The organism is Streptomyces shaanxiensis (genome assembly GCF_039537145.1).
In the GTDB taxonomy this organism is placed as follows: Bacteria; Actinomycetota; Actinomycetes; order Streptomycetales; family Streptomycetaceae; genus Streptomyces; species Streptomyces shaanxiensis.
This window is the reverse complement of record NZ_BAAAZY010000011.1, coordinates 685,227-705,930: the sequence shown is the minus strand read 5'-3', so window position 1 is coordinate 705,930 and position 20,704 is coordinate 685,227. Positions and strand designations below refer to the sequence as shown.

The following is a 20,704-nucleotide window of genomic DNA, read 5'->3' as shown; positions in this document are numbered from 1 at the left end:
CCCGACCAACGAGGCCGCGTTGCGCGAAGCCCTCGACGAGGCCGCGAAGAACCCCGAACTCGTCCCCCTGGTCCGGGTCGTGGAGTCGCTCCCGGCGCCCACATAGGGTGCGGGCATGGGAGATCTTGAGATACGCCCCGCTGTCGCCGATGACATCCCCGCGATCGTCGGCATGCTCGCGGACGATCCGCTGGGCGCTCAGCGTGAGTCACCGGACGACCTGACCCCTTACCTGGCCGCATTCGAGCGGCTCAGGAGCGACCCGAACCAGCATCTGATCGTCGCCGTCCGCGAGAGCCGTGTCGTCGGCACGCTCCAGCTCACGGTCATTCCCGGGCTGTCGCGGCGTGGCTCCACCAGGTCGATCATCGAAGGCGTACGCATCCACACAGACGAGCGCGGCAGCGGCCTGGGCACGCAGCTCATCGAGTGGGCGATCGAGGAATCCCGCCGGCAGAACTGCCAGTTGGTACAGCTGACCTCCGACAACAGCCGTACGGACGCCCACCGCTTCTATGAGCGGCTCGGCTTCACGGCCTCACATGTGGGCTTCAAGATCCAGTTGTGAAACGGCGAAGCGCCTGTTTCACGTGAAACAGGCGCTCACCCAGCCGTCAGAACGAGCCGCTGCCACGCCACCCATCGGGATCCACGCCGCCGGGCACGGCAGCCCCCTCGTCGTACGGCTGACGCGTGAAGACGAACGACCCGAGGTCCAGATGGTCCACGGCCCCGTCCGGCCGTCGTACGGCCTTCAGGAGCTCCCCGGCGTAGTAGCCCTCCAGGCCCGTCCATGTGCCGTCCCCGTTGGCGCGGAACCGCGAGCGGCGACCCTTGCCGGACAGCGGCTCCAACGAGACGAGCCCGTCGGCGGTCAGCCGCAGGGCGAAAGCGTGCGTCCCCCAGTACCACTGACCCGCCAGCTCAAGGACCGCCGTCTCGACCTCGGGCAGCGGACGCCAGGGTTCAGGAATCCGCGGCTCGGCCTCAGCGACGATGCGGACGAGGTCGGCGGCCACGAGGGAAACCAGCGGACCTGAGGTGCAGTTGGTCAGCACCACGGCCGCGACATCGTCCTCCACGCTGATGGTCAGACTCGCCAGAAAGCCCGGCAACGATCCACCGTGCCCCACGAGGAGCCGTCCGTCCCTGTGCTGGATCTGCATACCGAGGCCGTACGCCGCACCATCGGCCACGTCGGCGGACTCGGGCGGCGCGGCAGGCGTTCGCATCTCCCGTACGGTCCCGCCACTCAGCACCCGGTCGTCACCCCTGGCCAGGAAGACGGCGAACCGCGCCAAGTCATCCGCCGTCGACCACAGTTGACCGGCTGGCGCCATCCGGCCCAGGTCTTCGACAGGCTCGGGAAGCATCACATCCGCCCAGGGATGCACCGCCCAGCCTCCCGCGTGCGGTGCCTGCGGTCGCGTACTCGTGCGCTTCAGGCCCAGGGGTTCGAGCACTTCACGCCGGAGTACGTCCTCCCATGGAGCCCCACGCAGCTTCTCGACCAGCGCGCCCAGGAGCGTGTAGCCGGGATTCGAGTAGTGGAACCGGCGGCCGGACGGATGCAGGATGGGCTGCTCGCCCAGGACGTCGGAGAGCTCGGGCCGCAGTGATCCGGAAGTCCGCTCCCACCACGGCCCGGGCGACTCGGCCGCCAACCCACTGGTGTGCGCGAGCAGTTCGGCAATGGTCGCCTCCCCCGCACCCGTGCCCGGCAGATGCTTCTCCAACGGGTCACCGAGGTCGAGCAGGCCCTCGTCGCGCAGCCGCAGGACGAGAACGGCGGTGAAGGTCTTGGTGATCGAACCGATCCGGTACTGCACGTTCCCGTCCGGCCCGTGCCCGTCCACCGAGGTGCGCGAGCCATGCCACACGGTCCTGCCCTCCCGCACGACCGCAGCGACCAGCGAGGGCGCGCGCCCTTCGGTCTGGGCCACGGCGATGCGGTGCAACAGTGCCCGGCGCGTGGCGGGGAGCAGCTCTTCCTGGGAAGTCGTCATGCCCCCAGTCCACCCCGGCGGACGCTCGGGAGTCGAGCGCATATCCCCCGTGTGAGGCGGATCAGGTCTGTGCCATGTCCACGAACCGCGAGTAGTGGCCCTGGAAGGCGACCGTGATCGTCGCCGTCGGACCATTACGGTGCTTGCCCACAATGATGTCCGCCTCGCCCGCGCGGGGCGACTCCTTCTCGTAGGCATCCTCACGGTGCAGCAGGATCACCATGTCGGCGTCCTGCTCGATGGAGCCGGACTCACGCAGGTCGGACACCATCGGCTTCTTGTCCGTGCGCTGCTCGGGGCCACGGTTCAGCTGCGAGAGCGCGATCACCGGGACCTCCAGCTCCTTGGCCAGGAGCTTGAGGTTACGGGACATGTCCGAGACCTCCTGCTGACGGCTCTCGGATCGCTTCGACCCACCGGCCTGCATCAGCTGCAGATAGTCGATGATCACGAGCTTGATGTCGTTGCGCTGCTTCAGCCGACGGCACTTCGCGCGGATCTCCATCATCGACAGGTTCGGTGAGTCGTCGATGTACAGCGGCGCGGCCGAGACCTCGGGCATCCGGCGTGCCAGGCGCGTCCAGTCCTCGTCCGTCATGGTGCCGGAGCGCATGTGGTGCAGGGCCACACGTGCCTCAGCAGACAGCAGACGCATCGCGATCTCGTTGCGCCCCATTTCGAGGGAGAAGATCACGCTCGCCAGGTTGTGCTTGATCGACGCCGCCCGAGCGAAGTCCAGCGCGAGCGTGGACTTACCCATGGCAGGACGGGCCGCGATGACGATCATCTGGCCCGGGTGCAGGCCGTTGGTGAGCGAGTCGAGGTCGGTGAACCCCGTGGGCACCCCGGTCATCTCCCCGCTGCGGGAGCCGATCGCCTCGATCTCGTCGAGCGCGCCCTCCATGATGTCGCCGAGCGGCAGATAATCCTCGCTGGTGCGCTGCTCGGTGACCGCGTAGATCTCGGCCTGAGCTCGGTTGACGATCTCGTCGACGTCGTCGTCTGCCGCGTATCCCATCTGTGTGATGCGGGTGCCGGCTTCGACCAGGCGGCGCAGCACGGCGCGCTCATGGACGATCTCCGCGTAGTACTCGGCGTTCGCCGCCGTCGGCACCGTCTGGACCAGGGTGTGGAGATACGAGGCGCCGCCGACCTTGTTGATCTCGCCGCGCTTGGTGAGCTCGGCGGCGATGGTGATGGGGTCGGCCGGCTCGCCCTTGGCGTAGACGTCGAGGATCGCCTGGAAGATCGTCTCGTGCGCGGGCTTGTAGAAGTCGTGGCCCTTGAGGACCTCGACCACGTCGGCGATGGCGTCCTTGGACAGGAGCATGCCGCCAAGGACAGACTGCTCGGCGTCGAGATCCTGGGGGGGTACCCGCTCGAAGGTCGAGCCGCCGCCGTCCCACTCCCCGTTCTCCCGGCCGCGGTCATGCTGCTCGTCGCGTCCTCGGCCGCTGTCCCCGCGTCGGCGGGAGGCAGGCAGACGATCACTTGGACCGCTGTCGGCCCACGGGTCGTCCAAGGGCTCGGAAATGCTCACCGAGCCACCTCCTCACGTCCGCCGAGCGGACCTCGCCGTGCCCCTCAGTTCTACGGCACGCCACTGACAAATGAGAGGCCCAACTCCGGTTGTGGCACGTCGGCTTTATGACGGTTTCCCTGCCGACAGACGGAGTGGGCGCCGGACCACGGTAGGCCTGCGGGCACCGTCAGCCAATCTGGTTATCCACAGGCCATGTGGACGACGGCCCCGATGCTGTGGAGAACTCCGCAAAACCTGTGCACGACACGGTGGACAGCCCTGTGAACAAGCTCGCCGCGATTCCCGGACGCCGACTCTGACCTGCACCTTTGCCGTCCACCGGCTGTGCAGAAGAAAAACTTTCCCAGTCGGACCAAGATCGCTTCGAACGGTGCACGGAAGCGCACACCACGAGACGGTGAGTAAGGGTCACTACTCCATTGCATCTCTTACCTGTGGACGATTAGATTGGTGGCCATGACACAGGCTCCCGCGACCACCAAGGCCACCCGGCGACAGCACGACCGAGAGATCGTCGCACTCGCCGTCCCTGCCTTCGGCGCACTTGTCGCCGAGCCCCTGTTCGTCATGGCCGACAGCGCCATCGTCGGCCATCTCGGCACCGCACAGCTCGCCGGACTCGGGGTCGCCTCCGCCCTCCTCATGACGGCCGTCAGCGTCTTCGTTTTCCTCGCCTACGCCACCACGGCAGCCGTTGCCCGACGCGTCGGCGCCGGCGACCTCCAGGCCGCCATCCGTCAGGGCATGGACGGCATCTGGCTGGCGCTCCTCCTCGGCGCCGCCGTCATCGCGGTCGTCCTCCCCACGGCACCGTTCCTCGTGGAACTCTTCGGCGCCTCGGACACCGCAGCCCCATACGCGACCACCTATCTACGGATCTCGGCACTCGGCATCCCGGCCATGCTCGTCGTGCTCGCAGCCACCGGCGTTCTGCGGGGCCTGCAGGACACCAGGACGCCCCTCTACGTCGCCATCGCGGGCTTCGTCGCCAACGCCGCCCTCAACGTGGGTCTCGTCTACGGCGCCGACCTCGGCATCGCGGGTTCCGCCTGGGGAACCGTCATCGCCCAGTGCGGAATGGCTGCGGCTTATCTCGTGGTCGTCGTCCGCGGCGCCCGTCAACACGGCGCATCCCTGCGTCCCGATGCGGCGGGGATAAGGGCCTCGGCACAAGCCGGAGTGCCCCTGCTGGTCCGCACCCTCTCGCTGCGGGCCATCCTCATGATTGCCACGGCTGTCGCGGCCCGCCTCGGGGACGCCGACATCGCGGCGCACCAGATCATCCTGTCGCTCTGGAGCCTGCTCGCCTTCGCGCTGGACGCCATCGCCATCGCCGGGCAGGCCATCATCGGGCGGTATCTCGGCGCCGGCGACGCCCAGGGCGCCCGGGCCGCCTGCCGCCGCATGGTGGAGTGGGGCATCGCGGTCGGCGTCGTCCTCGGACTGCTCGTGGTGATCTCCCGCCCGGCCTTCCTGCCGTTGTTCACGAGCGACTCCTCCGTCAAGGACACCGCCCTGCCCGCCCTGGTGATCGTGGCGCTCTCCCAACCGATCTGTGGCGTCGTCTTCGTCCTGGACGGCGTCCTGATGGGGGCGGGCGACGGTCCCTACCTCGCCTGGGCCATGGTGCTCACCCTGGCGGCCTTCGCTCCGGTCGCGCTGCTCGTCCCCGTGCTCGGTGGTGGACTCACCGCGCTCTGGGGAGCGATGACGCTGATGATGACGGTGCGCATGCTGACACTCTGGCTACGCGCCCGTTCGGGCCGCTGGATCGTCACGGGAGCGACCCGCTGACCGTTTCACGTGAAACAGCGTGTTTCACGTGAAACGAACTCGATCCGCTCCCACACGGAGAACCCGCAGCGAAGGGGCCGTACCCAACGGGTACGGCCCCTTCATTCAGCTGTTCAAGCCGAGCGCGGCGATCAGGCCGCGATGACCTCGATGTTGACCTTGGCGGCAACCTCGGGGTGCAGACGCACGGACGTCTCGTGGGCGCCCAGGGTCTTGATGGGCGAACCCAGCTCGATGCGGCGCTTGTCGACCTCGGGGCCACCGGAAGCCTTGATCGCGGACGCGATGTCGGCCGGGGTGACGGAACCGAAGAGACGACCGGCGTCGCCGGAGCGGACGGCCAGACGGACCTTCACACCCTCGAGCTGGGCCTTGACAGCGTTGGCCTGCTCGATGGTCTGGATCTCGTGGATCTTGCGAGCGCGACGGATCTGCTCGACGTCCTTCTCGCCACCCTTGGTCCAGCGGATAGCGAACTTCCGCGGGATGAGGTAGTTGCGAGCGTAACCGTCCTTGACGTCAACGACGTCGCCCGCGGCGCCGAGGCCGGAGACCTCGTGGGTGAGGATGATCTTCATGTGTCGGTCACCCTTCCCTTATCGCGCGGTGGAGGTGTAGGGCAGCAGCGCCATCTCACGGCTGTTCTTGACGGCCGTGGCGACGTCACGCTGGTGCTGCGTGCAGTTGCCGGTCACGCGGCGGGCACGGATCTTGCCGCGGTCGGAAATGAACTTCCGCAGCATGTTCGTGTCCTTGTAGTCCACGTACGTGACCTTGTCCTTGCAGAAAGCGCAGACCTTTTTCTTCGGCTTGCGCACAGGCGGCTTCGCCATGGTGTTTCTCCTGTGTGATCAAGAAGTTTGGGTACGACCCGCCCTCGACCGGATCAGGCCCGGAAACCCGGGCCCGAAGGCCTAGAAGGGGGGCTCGTCCGAGTAGCCGCCGCCACCGCCGCCGCCGGAGTTTCCACCCCAGCCGCCGCCACCGCCGCCGCCCTGCTGGCCACCGGCGGGAGCGCCGGTCGCCCACGGGTCGTCGGCAGAAGCGCCGCCGCCCTGCTGACCGCCGCCGGAGCCACCGCCCCAGCCGCCGCCACCCTGGCCGCCACCGCCGCCGTAACCGCCCTGGCCCTGCCCACCGCGGCCGGCGGTCTTGGTGACCTTGGCCGTGGCGTTGCGCAGGCTGGCGCCGACTTCCTCGACGTCCAGCTCGTAGACCGTGCGCTTGACGCCCTCACGGTCCTCGTAGGACCGCTGCTTCAGTCGGCCCTGCACGATGACGCGCATGCCTCGCTGGAGCGACTCCGCGACGTTCTCCGCCGCCTGACGCCAGACCGAGCAGGTGAGGAAGAGGCTTTCGCCGTCCTTCCACTCGTTCGTCTGGCGGTCGAAGGTGCGAGGCGTGGACGCGACACGGAACTTCGCGACCGCCGCACCGGAGGGGGTGAAGCGCAGCTCGGGGTCATCGACAAGATTGCCGACGACCGTGATGACGGTCTCGCCTGCCATGGGGGAACCTCTCGGCGGGTTTGCTGCTGGCTGCTTGGTGCTGCTACTCGAATCCCGAGATCAGCTGAGCGGGATGCTCAGTGGGTCTCGGGGCGGAGGACCTTGGTCCGGAGGACCGACTCGTTCAGGTTCAGCTGGCGGTCGAGCTCCTTGACGACCGCAGGCTCGGCCTGCAGGTCGATGACCGAGTAGATGCCCTCGGGCTTCTTCTTGATCTCGTACGAGAGACGACGACGGCCCCAGGTGTCGACCTTCTCGACCTTGCCGTTGCCCTCACGGACGACGGAGAGGAAGTTCTCGATCAGGGGGGCGACAGCGCGCTCCTCCAGATCGGGGTCGAGGATGACCATCACCTCGTAGTGACGCATGTGGAACCCACCTCCTTTGGACTCAGCGGCCACGGTCGTTCCGTGGCAGGAGGGTCGTGATGCGTACGCAACGGTATCGGCCACCACTGACAATCGGGGGGCCGGCTGGCGGCTTCCCCGCGTGGACTGGGTGGACTCCCTGGCATGGCCTGGGCAGACACCGGTGCAGACGGTACAGAGTACCCGCACACGTGCTTCCGGTTGAAATCAGCCCCCAGGGCCCGTCAATCTGTACACATCGGGTGTGTATGGCGCTACGATGCGCCGCCTTTCGCAGGAGGTGCCCTATGGCACAGGCATTGCGACCCAACACCGTCGGAGGCCTCTTCGCCACGGACGGAAAACCCCACCCTCTCCAGGACACCCTGCTCGCGGTGACCCTGGTGCTGGGCATCACGTCTTTCGTCACGGCGATGTTCCACAGCCTGCATCTGCTCAGCTCCTGGACCGGCCTGGTGGGCATCCTCACCGGCGCCTACGGCCAGTGGGTCTCGGAGACGACCCGCGAGCGCTTCGGACTGATCATCGGTCTCGGCGCCTCGGCGGTCGGCTTCTTCCTGGGCATGGCGCACGGCGGTCTCTTCGGCGGGGTCTTCTGACGCCAGGGGCACCGTCCTTTCCACGTCGGCCACGGAGGAAGCCCTCCGAACACCGGTAAAACACCGAATAGAACGGCAGCGAACGTCTCGGAGGCCTGAAGGTCGAGGCGCAGCTGCCGTACGCCCAGGCGGGGCGCTCTCAAGGCGCAGTAGGCTTCCGCGAGAGCCGGAGCCCCTGTACCCATGGGGACACACCAGCCCGAGGAGCGCCCCGAATGAGCCTGACCCTGAGGACGATCAGTCGCGAGCAGCATCTGGCATACATCCAGAGCCTGCCGTCGGCGAGCCACATGCAGGTTCCGGCCTGGGCGGACGTCAAGGCGGAGTGGCGCTCGGAGAGCCTCGGCTGGTTCGACAAGAGCGGCGAACTCGTCGGCGCCGGCCTCGTCCTCTACCGGCAGCTGCCCAAGATCAAGCGCTATCTCGCCTATCTGCCCGAGGGCCCGGTCATCAACTGGTTCACGCCAAATCTGAACGACTGGCTGGAACCGATGCTCGCGCATCTGAAGCACCAGGGCGCCTTCTCCGTGAAGATGGGCCCGCCGGTGATCATCAGGCGCTGGGAGGCCACCTCCATCAAGGCGGGCATCCAGAACCCGGACGTGAAGCGGCTGCGTGACATCGAGGCCGACTTCATCGAGCCGCGCGCCTTCGAAGTCGCCGACAAGCTCCGTCGTATGGGCTGGCAGCAGGGCGAGGACGGCGGCGCCGGCTTCGGCGACGTCCAGCCGCGGTACGTCTACCAGGTGCCGCTGGCGAACCGCTCCCTGGAAGAGGTCCACAAGAACTTCAACCAGCTGTGGCGGCGCAACATCAAGAAGGCCGAGAAGGCCGGTGTCGAGGTCGTCCAGGGCGGTTACCAGGACCTCGAGGAGTGGCAGCGCCTGTACGAGATCACCGCCGTGCGCGACCATTTCCGGCCACGCCCGCTGTCGTACTTCCAGCGCATGTGGACGGCCCTCAACACCGAGGACCCCAACCGCATGCGGCTGTACTTCGCCCGCCACGACGGTGTGAACCTGTCGGCGGCGACGATGCTGATCGTCGGCGGGCACGTCTGGTACTCCTACGGCGCCTCCGACAACATCGGCCGTGAGGTCCGGCCCTCGAACGCGATGCAGTGGCGGATGCTGCGCGACGCCTACGCGCTCGGCGCGACCGTCTACGACCTGCGCGGCATCTCCGACTCGCTGGACGAGACCGACCACCTCTTCGGCCTGATCCAGTTCAAGGTGGGCACAGGCGGCCAGGCGGCCGAGTACCTCGGCGAGTGGGACTTCCCGCTGAACAAGCTGCTCCACAAGGCGCTCGACATCTACATGTCGCGTCGCTGACCTCGCGCTCCCTGCTTCGATACCGTCAATTGCTGCACCGTCGATAGCTTCCATATCTCTGATACACCGCAGCCACGAGAAAGGTTCCAGGTCCGGCCATGGCGCTCACGCTCTACGTCGACACCGCGCGCTGGCGGGCGCACCACAAGCACGTGCAGGAGCAGTTCCCGGGACTCGTACCGGTCTGCAAGGGCAACGGCTACGGGTTCGGGCACGAGCGGCTGGCGGAGGAAGCCACTCGGCTGGGCTCCGAGGTGCTCGCCGTCGGCACGACGTACGAGGCCGCGCGCATCAAGGACTGGTTCGGCGGTGATCTGCTGGTGCTGACGCCGTACCGGCGCGGCGAGGAGCCGGTACCGCTGCCCGACCGGGTCATCCGCTCGGTGTCGTCGGTGGACGGCGTGTACGGCCTCGTCGGTGCCCGCGTCGTCATCGAGGTGATGTCCTCGATGAAGCGGCACGGCGTGAGCGAGCGTGATCTGCCGCAGCTGCACGCCGCCATAGAGAATGTCCGGCTGGAGGGCTTCGCCATCCACCTGCCGCTGGACCGCACCGACGGCTCGGACGCCGTCGAGGAGGTCATCGGCTGGATGGACCGGCTGCGTGCGGCCCGGCTGCCGCTGCACACGATGTTCGTCAGCCACCTCAAGGCCGAGGAACTTGCCCGCCTGCAGCAGCAGTTCCCGCAGACCCGCTTCCGCGCCCGTATCGGCACGCGGCTGTGGCTGGGGGACCACGACGCCACCGAGTACCGCGGCGCGGTCCTGGACGTCACCCGCGTCTCCAAGGGCGACCGGTTCGGCTACCGGCAGCAGAAGGCGGCCTCGGACGGCTTCCTGGTCGTCGTGGCGGGCGGTACGTCACACGGGGTGGGCCTGGAGGCCCCAAAGGCCCTGCACGGCGTCATGCCGCGCGCCAAGGGCGTCGCCCGGGCCGGCCTCGCCACGGTCAACCGGAACCTTTCTCCGTTCGTCTGGGGCGGCAAGCAGCGCTGGTTCGCCGAGCCGCCGCACATGCAGGTCTCGATCCTGTTCGTCCCCGCGGACGCTCCCGAGCCGAAGGTCGGCGACGAGCTCGTCGCCCATCTGCGGCACACCACCACGCAGTTCGACCGACTCGTCGACCGCTGAACGACTGCCGCGCGGCAACGCCGTAACCGGCAAAGGCCGTACACGGACGATTCCGTGTACGGCCTTTTGCGTGCCCTTCCTACGCCCTGTTCGCTCAGAGCGAACTGTCGGTCGCCTCTCGGCTGCCCCACTCCACCTGCACCCCGTCGAAGTGGGCCGCGTGCCGCGGTGGATGGGCCGCGGGGCCGAGCACGAAGACGTCCTCCGCCCGGTCGAGCACCCCGCCCGAGGGGTCGTCGTCGCCGGCCCTGCGTACCGGGTCCCGATCGGGCATGAGGATGTCCCGTACGACGACGGCGCACAGGTACAGCGTGCCCAGCAGGTGCGCGCCGATCGCCCAGTGGTAGCCGTCGGGCGGCAGTCCCTTGTGGGCGTCCCCGCTGGTCGTGTACGCGAGGTACATCCAGATCCCCAGGAAGTACGCCACCTCGCACGCCTGCCAGATGAGGAAGTCCCGCCACCTCGGCCGGGCCAGCACGGCCAGAGGCACGAGCCACAGGACGTACTGCGGCGAGTAGACCTTGTTGGTGAGGATGAACGCGGCGACGATCAGGAAGGCCAGCTGGGCGAAGCGCGGGCGGCGCGGGGCGGTGAGCGTGAGCGCGGCGACACCGGCGCAGCACAGCAGCATCAGCAGGGTGGCGAGCGTGTTGACGGTCTCGGTGCTCAGCGGGTCGGTCGAGTTCTGGGCCAGGATCAGCCAGAAGGACCCGAAGTCGACGCCCCGTTCCTGACTGAACCGGTAGAACTGCGACCACCCGTCCCAGGCGAGGAGCATCACCGGAAGGTTCACGACCAGCCAAGCGAGGACCGTGCCGCCCAGCGCCTTGCCGAAGTCCCGCCATTTGCCCGCGCGCCAGCACAGCACGAACAGCGGACCTAGCAGGAAGACGGGATAGAGCTTCGCGGCCGTGGCAAGCCCCAGCAGGACACCGAAGGCGAGCGAGCGGCCGCGCGACCACATCAGCATCGCCGCGGCCGTCAGGGCGACAGCCAGCAGGTCCCAGTTGATGGTCGCGGTCAGCGCGAAGGCGGGGGCCAGGGCGACCAGCAGGCCGTCCCAGGGGCGCCGGCTGTGCGTGCGGGTCACGCAGACGGCGATGACGGCCGCGCACACCATCAGCATCCCGGCGTTGACCATCCAGTACCACTGCTCCTGGTCCTGGATGCTGCCGCTGCCCGGCGTGAGCCAGGAGGCGACCTCCATGAACACACCGGTCAGCACGGGGTACTCGAGGTACTCCATGTCACCGGCGAGCTTGTCGAAGTACGGCACGAGCCCGTCAGCGAAGCCCCGTCCCTGATAGAGGTGCGGGATGTCCGAGTAGCAGGCATGCGTGTACTGCGAGCTGGCGCCGAAGAACCAGGCGCCGTTGTAGCAGGGTGCCTTCTGGACCAGGCCGAGGGCGAACATGCCGATCGCCACCAGCGCGATGATCCGCACGGGAGTCCACCAGGACGTCCCGAGCAGGGCGCGCCGTCCGATGGGGCCGCCGATCAGCTCACTCCCGCTCGCGGCGACCTCGTCCTCCTTGGTCGGCCGCACCGGGTCCGGCTCGTGCACGCTCGTGGGCGTCGTCTCTGCGCTGGGCATGGGGGACATCCTGCCGTACGTCCCTGAGACGTCCCCAAGACTCCGACAAACGTTGAGTGCGGCTGTGCCGGTCGGGCCTCCCCCAAGTCATGCACGTGTCCCGAGGAGAGTCCGGAAGCTGAGTGTTTCACGTGAAACCGACGTTTCACGTGAAACAGTCCGGCGTCCGAGGCACGCCCAGGAGCGGAAATGCCAGTGGCCGGCACCCCGCTTGTGGGTGCCGGCCACTGGCCTTCGTGCGACTGGTGAGCCTCGGTCAGCCTGACGGCCCGCCGAAGATGCCTCCGTTGCCGTTGGCATTGCCGTTGCCGTCGGTCTCCGTCTCTGTCGGAGTCGGTGACGACGTCACGCCCCCGTCCGTGCCGCCGTTGTCCGTGCCGCCGTTACCGGGGCACTGGAAGCCGAAGCAGGTCTCGGTCGGCGTGGGCGTCGGCGAGATCAGCGACTCGCTGGGCGTCGGGCTCGGGGACGGGCTGGCTTCCTCGGTCTGGGTGGGCGTAGGCGTGGGCGTCGGGGTCGGAACGTCGTTGACGATCACACCGATGGGCTCCGGCGTCGGGAACGGCTTCGGCTCCGTTCCCTTGAGCGCCTGCTCCATGTAGTCGTGCCAGATCTCGGCCGGGAACGAGGCACCGTGGATCTTCTCCTGGCCGCCCGTTCCGAACATCTTCAGGAACTCACGGTTCTGGTTCTTCTCGTTGTCGTCCATCCGGAACATCGAGATCGCCGTGGACAGCTGCGGGGTGTAGCCAACGAACCAGGCGGACCGGTTGCCGTCCGTGGTACCGGTCTTGCCGGCCACCTCACGGCCGGTCAGCTGGGCGTTGGTTCCCGTGCCGTCCTCGACCACGGTCTTCAGGACGTCCGTGACGTTGTCGGCGACCGGTGCGGTGAAGGCGTCCTTGGTCACGGTCTCGTGGGTGAAGACCTCGCCGTCCTTGCTCGTCACCTTCGTGACGGAGAAGGGAGCACGCTGCTTCCCGCTGGCCGCGAAGGTGGCATACGCGCCCGCCATGCGGATCGCGCTGGGCTGAGATGTGCCGATGGAGAAGGAGGGGTAGTCGGTACCGGTCAGACTGGGCTCGAGGATGCCCGAGTCCACGGCCGCCTCCTTCACCTTGTCCAGCCCGACGTCCATGCCGAGTTGCACGAAGGCGGAGTTCACCGACTCTCGCATCGCCTCACGAAGGTCGATCTGGTAATTCGGGGGAGTGCCGTACGACTGGTCGCCGTCGTTGACCTGGTTCCACTCCTCCCCCTTCTCGTTCTGCCAGATGTCGCCCTTGTAGTCCTTGATCTTGAGCTTGTTCTTGCCGCTGAAGAAGCTCTTCGGAGAGACCTTGGTGCGCTCGTCCTGTGCCTGTTCCGGCGGGCCGTCTTTGTCCCGGACGCCCCACTTCATCGCGGCCGCGAGCACGAACGGCTTGAACGTCGAACCGACCTGGGCACCGGTCACGTCGCAGTTGTTGGTGAAGTGCTTGGTCGCGTCCGAGCCTCCGTAGCAGGCCCTGATCGCACCCGTGGTCGGGTCCACGGAGGCCCCGCCGAACTGGACGTGGGTGTCGGTCTTCGGTCGCTCCTCCGGCTTGATGTTGGCCTTGTACACCTTCTTCACCGCGGACTCGAGCTCCTTGACCTTCTTCTTGTCGAAGGTCGTGTAGATCGAGAGACCGCCCTCACGCAGCTTCTTCTCGGTGATCTTGGTCGTCTCGCTGTTGTTGACCAGGTAGCTGTTGGCAAGGTCGACGAGGTAGCCGACCTGGCCGCTCAGCGCGGTGTTGAAGCGCGGGTTCTGCCACTCGGGCAGCTTGGTGTACTTGGCTCGCACATCGGCGCTCAGATGCCCGTACTCGACCATCTTGTCGAGGGTGTCCTGCATCTGGATCAGGGCCCGCTTTTGGTTTGCCGCAGGCGTGGCCGCAGGGTCGATGGAGACCGAGCCCGCCGGGTCGTAGTACGTGGCGCCCTTGAGCATGGCCGCGAGGAAGGCGCACTGCCCCTCGTTCAGGTCGATGGCGTTCTTGTTGAAGTACGCGCGTGCGGCGGCCTGGATCCCGTAGGCATTGCGCCCGTAGTAGCCGGAGTTCAGGTAGCCGGCCATGATGTCGTCCTTCGACACCGTGGTGCCCACCTTGACCGAGATGAAGATCTCCTTGAACTTACGCGAGATCGTCTGCGACTGGTCGCCGAGCCGCGCGTTCTTCACGTACTGCTGGGTGATTGTGGAACCACCCTGCGTCTCGCCACCGGTGGCCATGTTGAACACGGCACGGGCGATGCCCTTGGGGTCGATCCCGCTGTCGCTGCGGAACGTCTTGTTCTCCTGCGAGATCACCGCGTTCTGCATGGCCTTGGGAATCTGCGACAGATTGATGATCTGCCGGTTCGTCTCACCGCCCGTGGAGACCATCTCGTCTCCGTTGGACCAGTAATAGACGTTGTTCTGAGCCTTGGCGGTCTCGTCGACGACGGGGACGGCCACCATCGCGAACCCGATGCCCGCCACAGCCACCAGGCTGCCCATGAAGCCGATGAACATGCCCATCACGAGCTTCCACGACGGCACCCAACGCCTGATGCCGTACTTACCGGCCCGCGGATAATCGATGAACCGCTTCTTTCCGGGAGGAACTGCCCGCCCGCGGCCCCGGCCGGGACCGTTCGGACCGCCCGGAGCGGCACGGCGGCCACCCCTGCCCGGCGGCTCGGCCGCTCTGCGACGGCCCCCACTTCTCTGTGCCGCGCGTCGTGCCTCGGCGCGGCCGCCGTACTGACGATCCTCGCCTCCCGAACCGGTGGGTTCCGACCCGTACGAGTCGGAAGGAGATCCGGTGGCGCCTCGCGGTGCCGCGCGGCGGCCGGAGGACGAGCCGGACTGGCCGCGTCGGGCCGCGGCACGTCCGCCTCCCTGCGGCTGCGGCGGTTTGCGACGGTGCTCGCTCATGGAACGACTACTCCTCGGGCAGGCGCTCCCCAGGGCGCCCGGCAACGACGGCTGTTTTCCGGTCCCCCCGAAGTACGGATGCGGTCGGTTCCGCATTCACCCGTACTGCACCAAGGATGACGACGCCCTCGGACGTCACTCGGTTCCCGGTGGTGTGCATGGCGCACAGACTACGCACCGTCAAAGCCCACCTAGCTCCGAACTTCACCCCAAATCAGGCAACTCGCTCCACATGAATCGTTGATGTGATCCCGTTCACCGTTCCCCCACTTGTCGCGTCCGGGAGGTCGTTCTATCGTCTTGATGTATCGAGTCGATACATCAGCGCGAGATAAGTCGAGGAGGCGAGGGGATGAGCCGACGTTCCGGGATCCTTGAGTTCGCCGTACTCGGACTTCTCCGCGAATCCCCGATGCACGGCTATGAGCTGCGCAAACGACTCAATACATCGCTGGGCGTGTTCCGTGCCTTCAGCTACGGCACGCTCTATCCCTGCCTCAAGACGCTGGTCGCCAACGGCTGGTTGATCGAGGAACCGGGGAACACCGCCGAGGACGCGCTCGCCGCGCCGCTCGCCGGGCGCCGCGCAAAGATCGTCTACCGATTGACCGCGGAAGGTAAGGAGCACTTCGAGGAACTGCTCTCGCAGACCGGCCCCGATGCGTACGAGGACGAGCACTTCGCTGCCCGATTTGCCTTCTTCGGCCGCACGCCGCAGGACGTACGCATGCGCGTGCTGGAGGGCCGTCGCAGCCGGCTGGAGGAGCGCCTGGAGAAGATGCGCGCCTCTCTGGCACGCACCCGGGAGCGCCTCGACGATTACACGCTTGAGCTCCAGCGCCACGGGATGGAGTCCGTGGAGCGCGAAGTGCGCTGGCTGAACGAGCTCATCGAGAGCGAGCGGGCCGGACGGGACCTGAACGGTTCCGCCTCCGGGGGGCCTGCTCAGCAGGACACCACATCTGGAGCGCCGGGCGATCTGCCCCGTCCCGGGGACACCCCCGGGACGGATTCGTCCGGCGACACCGCCACGTGAGAGCCAAGTCAGGGCCTCACTCGTACACACAGGGAGCAACCGGAATGGGTTCGGTTCGCGTAGCCGTCGTCGGCGTGGGCAACTGCGCCGCGTCGCTGGTTCAGGGAGTCGAGTACTACAAGGACGCCGACCCGGCGTCCAAGGTCCCCGGCCTGATGCATGTGCAGTTCGGCGACTACCACGTCCGGGACGTCGAGTTCGTCGCCGCCTTCGATGTCGACGCGAAGAAGGTCGGCCTCGACCTCGCGGACGCCATCGGCGCCAGCGAGAACAACACCATCAAGATCTGCGACGTGCCGAGCACCGGCGTGACCGTCCAGCGCGGCCACACCCTCGACGGCCTCGGCAAGTACTACCGCGAGACCATCGAGGAGTCCGCCGAGGCCCCGGTCGACGTCGTCCAGGTCCTCAAGGACAAGCAGGTCGACGTCCTCGTCTGCTACCTGCCCGTCGGCTCCGAGGACGCGGCGAAGTTCTACGCCCAGTGCGCCATCGACGCCAAGGTCGCCTTCGTCAACGCCCTGCCGGTCTTCATCGCCGGTACGAAGGAGTGGGCGGACAAGTTCACCGAGGCGGGCGTCCCGATCGTCGGTGACGACATCAAGTCCCAGGTCGGCGCCACCATCACGCACCGCGTCATGGCGAAGCTGTTCGAGGACCGCGGTGTCGTCCTGGACCGCACGATGCAGCTGAACGTCGGCGGCAACATGGACTTCAAGAACATGCTCGAGCGGGACCGCCTCGAGTCCAAGAAGATCTCCAAGACGCAGGCCGTCACCTCGCAGATCCCCGACCGGGAGCTCGGCGAGAAGAACGTCCACATCGGCCCGTCCGACTACGTCGCCTGGCTCGACGACCGCAAGTGGGCCTACGTCCGTCTCGAGGGCCGCGCCTTCGGTGACGTCCCGCTGAACCTGGAGTACAAGCTCGAGGTCTGGGACTCCCCGAACTCCGCCGGCGTCATCATCGACGCCCTGCGCGCCGCGAAGATCGCCAAGGACCGCGGCATCGGCGGCCCGATCCTGTCCGCGTCCTCGTACTTCATGAAGTCCCCGCCGGTCCAGTACTTCGACGACGAGGCCCGCGAGAACGTCGAGAAGTTCATCAAGGGCGACGTCGAGCGCTAGCAAGACACAGCGCTGCGCACGGGAAGCAGAACAGCGCCGCAGCGCCGCACCAGAACGCTCCTGCCAGAGCTGCCGAGGGTCCCCGGGTTGTACCGCCCGGGGACCCTTCCCATATGTGAGGCTGTGCCCCATGTCCGTCGTACGCGACCTGCGGGTCCTGCTGCGCTTCCGGAACTTCCGGCGCCTGCTCTCCGTACGCCTGCTCTCGCAGGGCGCCGACGGCGTCTACCAGACCGCGCTCGCCACATACGTCGTCTTCTCCCCGGAGAAACAGACCTCGGCCGCCGCGATCGCCTCCGCGATGGCGGTACTGCTCCTGCCGTACTCCCTGGTGGGCCCGTTCTCCGGCGTCCTGCTGGACCGCTGGCGCCGCCGCCAGGTTCTCCTGTACGGCAGCCTGCTGCGCACCGTCCTGGCCTCGGCCACGGCCATCCTGATCATCACCGAGGTCCCGGACTGGCTCTTCTACGTCTCCGCCCTGTGCGTCACCGCCGTCAACCGCTTCGTCCTGTCCGGCCTGTCCGCCGCCCTCCCGCGCGTGGTCGACGAAGAGCGTCTCGTGATCGCCAACTCCCTCTCCCCGACCGCGGGAACGCTCGCCGCGACCGTGGGCGCCGGTCTGGCCTTCGTCGTACGGCTGTTGGTCTGGGACTCCGATGCCGCCGTGGTGCTGGTGGGCGCCGCCCTGTACCTGTGCGCGGGGCTGGCGTCACTGCGTATGTCACGGGAACTGCTGGGCCCCGACCGCGTGTTGACGCAGCCGCGCCTCCGAGCGGCCCTCTCCGGCACCGCGCACGATCTCGCGGCAGGCGTGCGCCATCTCGCCACTCCGCCGCGCCGGGAGGCAGCCTGGGCGCTGCTCACCATGACCCTGATGCGCTTCTGCTACGGCGCCCTGCTGGTCACCCTGCTGATGCTCTGCCGATACGCCTTCACCTCGAACGCCGATGACGGACTCGCCCTGCTGGGGCTGGCGTTGGCCATCTCGGGCGCTGGATTCTTCGCCGCGGCCGTGGCAACACCCTGGTCGGCGGGGCGACTTGGCCCGGGCCGCTGGATCGTGGTGTGCGCGGCGGCAGCGGCCGTCCTGGTCCCCGCGCTCGGCCTCCCGTTCGCCACAACTCCCATGCTGGTGGCGGCATTCGTCCTGGGTCTGACGACGCAGGGGGCGAAGATCGCGACGGACACGATCGTGCAGACCTCGGTCGAGGACGGCTTCCGTGGCCGGATCTTCTCCGTCTACGACGTGCTGTTCAACGTCGCGTTCGTCAGCGCCGCGGGCGTGGCCGCCCTGATACTGCCGCCGGACGGCCGCTCGGCATCTCTCCTGGTCACAGTCGCCGTTATCTACGCGGCAGTTGCTGTGGCTATGGCCCGCTATGAACGCCGCGCCGTGTCACATCAATGACACAGAGTCCCCCTCGGTTACAGGGCTGTCAGTGGTGGCCGGTAATTTACGTGCGTCTTATTGCGCGCATTGCACGCGTCACGCATCCATGTTCTAGGGGGACCCCCAAGTGACAACTCCGCCGCCCCAGGGCAACCCGTACGCCCAGGGCCAGAACCCGTACGGCCAGCAGGCCCAGCAGGCCTACGGTCAGCCCCAGGGTCAGGCCCCGTACCCGCCCCAGGGCGGGTACCCGCAGCAGCCGGGCCAGCCGGGCTTCCCCCCGCAAGGGGCGGCACCGTACGCGCCGGTTCCGCCGCAGCAGCCGGGCCGCAGGTTCAACTTCAAGACGATCAAGAACGTCGCTGCTGTCGTGATCGTCGCCATCATGATCGTCGTCGGCTACATAATGAGCCAGGACGACGCCAAGAACGCCGAGGCGGGTGACTGCCTGAAGGCTCCGTCGTCGTCGGTCTCGGACGACAAGCTGGAGGTCGTGGACTGCTCCTCCTCCGAGGCCGAGGTGAAGGTACTCAAGAAGATCAAGGGTCACTACACCGCGATCACCGCCGACACCGAGTGCAGCAAGGTCGAAGGGGCGACCAGCGTCTACACCGAGACGATGCGGACAGGAACCAGCGACGACGAGTTCCTGCTGTGCCTCAAGGACCTCTGATCGGTCGTTGTTTCACGTGAAACATCGAAGAGCGGCGCCATGTTTCACGTGAAACATGGCGCCGCTCTTCGTCTGTCGGCTCGGCTCAGGCCTCTGGCTCCTGCGCCCACCACTCCTTGAGCGCGGCCACCGCCTCGTCGTGCTCCATCGGCCCGTTCTCCAGCCGCAGCTCCAGCATGTGCTTGTAGGCACGGCCGATGACGGGCCCGGGACCGACGCCGAGGATCTCCATGATCTGGTTGCCGTCGAGGTCGGGGCGGATGGCGTCCAGTTCCTCCCGCTCCTGGAGCTGGGTGATCCGTTCCTCCAGGCCGTCGTAGGCACGCGACAGGGCGGCCGCCTTGCGCTTGTTCCGCGTTGTGCAGTCCGAGCGGGTCAGCTTGTGGAGGCGGTCCAGGAGCGGGCCCGCGTCCCGGACGTAGCGGCGGACGGCGGAGTCCGTCCACTCGCCGGTGCCGTAGCCATGGAAGCGCAGGTGGAGCTCGACCAGACGTGAGACGTCCTTCACGAGCTCGTTGGAGTACTTGAGCGCGGTCATGCGCTTCTTGGTCATCTTCGCGCCGACCACCTCATGGTGGTGGAAGGAGACCCGGCCGTCCTTCTCGAACCGGCGCGTGCGCGGCTTGCCGATGTCATGCAGCAGGGCGGCCAGCCGCAGGGCCAGGTCGGGTCCGTTCTCCTCCAGCGCCATCGCCTGCTCCAGGACGATCAGCGTGTGCTCGTAGACGTCCTTGTGCCGGTGATGTTCGTCGCTCTCCAGACGCAGGGCCGGCAGCTCCGGCAGCACGTGCGCGGCGAGCCCGGTGTCGACCAGCAGCGTCAGGCCCTTGCGCGGGTGAGCGGAGAGGATCAGCTTGTTCAGCTCGTCCCGCACCCGCTCCGCCGAAACGATCTCGATACGCCCGGCCATCTCCGTCATGGCCGTCACGACCTCGGGAGCCACCTCGAAGTCGAGCTGCGCCGCGAAGCGCGCCGCCCGCATCATGCGCAGCGGGTCGTCCGAGAAGGACTCCTCGGGGGTGCCCGGAGTGCGCAGCACACGCTCTGCGAGGTCCTCCAGCCCACCGTGCGGATCGATGAACTCCTTCTCCGGCAGCGCGACGGCCATCGCGTTCACCGTGAAGTCGCGCCGGACGAGGTCCTCCTCGATGGAGTCGCCGTACGACACCTCGGGCTTGCGGGAGGTGCGGTCGTAGGCCTCCGACCGGTAGGTCGTCACCTCGATCTGAAAGTTCCGGTCAACAGCTCCGTCGCGGGCACGCTTCTGCGCACCGACCGTGCCGAAGGCGATCCCGACGTCCCACACGGCGTCGGCCCACGGGCGCACGATCTTCAGTACGTCCTCGGGGCGGGCATCGGTCGTGAAGTCCAGGTCGTTGCCGAGCCGACCGAGCAGCGCGTCCCGGACCGATCCACCGACCAGCGCGAGTGAGAACCCGGCGTCCTGGAAGCGGCGGGCAAGGTCGTCGGCGACAGGGGCGACCCGCAGCAGTTCACTCACCGCGCGGTGCTGCACCTGACTCAGGACACTGGGCTTGTCTTCGTTGGCGTTCGGCACAACAGAAGAGGGTACGTGGCCCCGGCGGCCGCGAGCTCCTCCATTAGACGTGCACTACGCGTGCACAGACACGTCTATCCATACGTGCACAAGGACTGCT

General features: G+C 67.4%; 18 protein-coding genes and 1 pseudogene. 10 read left to right on the top strand and 9 right to left on the bottom strand.

From position 1 onward, the window contains the following. Positions 1-106 (top strand): annotated as a pseudogene (locus ABD932_RS22945) (MarR family transcriptional regulator); the annotation flags it as partial. 9 nt (positions 107-115) lie between these two features. Further along, a complete protein-coding gene (locus tag ABD932_RS22940; RefSeq protein ID WP_345015383.1) occupies positions 116-568 on the top strand; it encodes a GNAT family N-acetyltransferase in 453 nt (150 codons plus the stop codon). A gap of 46 nt (positions 569-614) precedes the next feature. On the opposite strand, the gene ABD932_RS22935 is transcribed toward ABD932_RS22940, so the two are convergent. After that, on the bottom strand, positions 615-2,006 hold the full coding sequence (locus ABD932_RS22935) for a serine hydrolase domain-containing protein (RefSeq protein ID WP_345015382.1): 1,392 nt from the start codon (positions 2,004-2,006) through the stop codon (positions 615-617). 61 nt (positions 2,007-2,067) lie between these two features. Beyond that, positions 2,068-3,546: a replicative DNA helicase gene (gene dnaB / locus ABD932_RS22930; RefSeq protein WP_345015381.1), complete on the bottom strand. Its 1,479-nt coding sequence runs from the start codon at positions 3,544-3,546 to the stop codon at positions 2,068-2,070. Between the two features lie 459 nt (positions 3,547-4,005). On the opposite strand from dnaB, the gene ABD932_RS22925 reads away from it, so the two are divergent. Further along, positions 4,006-5,343 (top strand): MATE family efflux transporter, encoded by a 1,338-nt coding sequence (locus tag ABD932_RS22925; protein WP_345015380.1) that lies wholly within the window; start codon positions 4,006-4,008, stop codon positions 5,341-5,343. Between the two features lie 131 nt (positions 5,344-5,474). Here ABD932_RS22925 and rplI read toward each other — a convergent pair whose 3' ends face one another. The 4 genes from rplI to rpsF all read right to left on the bottom strand — a co-directional run bounded on the left by rplI (position 5,475) and on the right by rpsF (position 7,219). Continuing rightward, positions 5,475-5,921: a 50S ribosomal protein L9 gene (gene rplI / locus ABD932_RS22920; RefSeq protein WP_126393477.1), complete on the bottom strand. Its 447-nt coding sequence runs from the start codon at positions 5,919-5,921 to the stop codon at positions 5,475-5,477. A gap of 18 nt (positions 5,922-5,939) precedes the next feature. After that, the gene (rpsR, locus tag ABD932_RS22915) at positions 5,940-6,176 is read right to left on the bottom strand and encodes a 30S ribosomal protein S18 (RefSeq protein ID WP_003949403.1); all 237 of its coding nucleotides are present in this window, start codon (positions 6,174-6,176) and stop codon (positions 5,940-5,942) included. An 81-nt stretch (positions 6,177-6,257) separates the two neighbouring features. Further along, positions 6,258-6,851: a single-stranded DNA-binding protein gene (locus tag ABD932_RS22910; protein ID WP_345015379.1), complete on the bottom strand. Its 594-nt coding sequence runs from the start codon at positions 6,849-6,851 to the stop codon at positions 6,258-6,260. A gap of 77 nt (positions 6,852-6,928) precedes the next feature. Further along, positions 6,929-7,219 (bottom strand): 30S ribosomal protein S6, encoded by a 291-nt coding sequence (rpsF, locus tag ABD932_RS22905; RefSeq protein ID WP_007383258.1) that lies wholly within the window; start codon positions 7,217-7,219, stop codon positions 6,929-6,931. A 287-nt stretch (positions 7,220-7,506) separates the two neighbouring features. Between rpsF and ABD932_RS22900 the strand changes: the two genes are divergently transcribed. The 3 genes from ABD932_RS22900 (at position 7,507) to ABD932_RS22890 (ending at position 10,282) form a co-directional block, all read left to right on the top strand. Further along, entirely contained in the window at positions 7,507-7,818 is a 312-nt protein-coding gene (locus ABD932_RS22900; RefSeq protein WP_126393479.1) for a hypothetical protein, read from the top strand. A gap of 215 nt (positions 7,819-8,033) precedes the next feature. Next, on the top strand, positions 8,034-9,152 hold the full coding sequence (gene femX / locus ABD932_RS22895) for a peptidoglycan bridge formation glycyltransferase FemX (protein WP_345015378.1): 1,119 nt from the start codon (positions 8,034-8,036) through the stop codon (positions 9,150-9,152). 98 nt (positions 9,153-9,250) lie between these two features. Then, on the top strand, positions 9,251-10,282 hold the full coding sequence (locus tag ABD932_RS22890; RefSeq protein ID WP_250083672.1) for an alanine racemase: 1,032 nt from the start codon (positions 9,251-9,253) through the stop codon (positions 10,280-10,282). A 94-nt stretch (positions 10,283-10,376) separates the two neighbouring features. On the opposite strand, the gene ABD932_RS22885 is transcribed toward ABD932_RS22890, so the two are convergent. Next, the gene (locus ABD932_RS22885; RefSeq protein ID WP_345015377.1) at positions 10,377-11,876 is read right to left on the bottom strand and encodes a glycosyltransferase family 87 protein; all 1,500 of its coding nucleotides are present in this window, start codon (positions 11,874-11,876) and stop codon (positions 10,377-10,379) included. Between the two features lie 256 nt (positions 11,877-12,132). Next, a complete protein-coding gene (locus ABD932_RS22880) occupies positions 12,133-14,820 on the bottom strand; it encodes a transglycosylase domain-containing protein (RefSeq protein WP_345015376.1) in 2,688 nt (895 codons plus the stop codon). 352 nt (positions 14,821-15,172) lie between these two features. On the opposite strand from ABD932_RS22880, the gene ABD932_RS22875 reads away from it, so the two are divergent. From ABD932_RS22875 to ABD932_RS22860, 4 genes are all read left to right on the top strand, one after another. Beyond that, entirely contained in the window at positions 15,173-15,856 is a 684-nt protein-coding gene (locus ABD932_RS22875; protein ID WP_345015375.1) for a PadR family transcriptional regulator, read from the top strand. Positions 15,857-15,900: 44 nt separating this feature from the next. Beyond that, complete coding sequence (locus ABD932_RS22870; protein WP_126393485.1) at positions 15,901-16,983, top strand: inositol-3-phosphate synthase; 1,083 nt, start codon at positions 15,901-15,903, stop codon at positions 16,981-16,983. 130 nt (positions 16,984-17,113) lie between these two features. Further along, a complete protein-coding gene (locus tag ABD932_RS22865) occupies positions 17,114-18,391 on the top strand; it encodes an MFS transporter (RefSeq protein WP_345015374.1) in 1,278 nt (425 codons plus the stop codon). Positions 18,392-18,500: 109 nt separating this feature from the next. Next, entirely contained in the window at positions 18,501-19,046 is a 546-nt protein-coding gene (locus tag ABD932_RS22860; RefSeq protein WP_345015373.1) for an LppU/SCO3897 family protein, read from the top strand. Between the two features lie 85 nt (positions 19,047-19,131). On the opposite strand, the gene ABD932_RS22855 is transcribed toward ABD932_RS22860, so the two are convergent. Next, a complete protein-coding gene (locus ABD932_RS22855; RefSeq protein ID WP_345015372.1) occupies positions 19,132-20,604 on the bottom strand; it encodes a CCA tRNA nucleotidyltransferase in 1,473 nt (490 codons plus the stop codon). Positions 20,605-20,704: the final 100 nt, after the last annotated feature.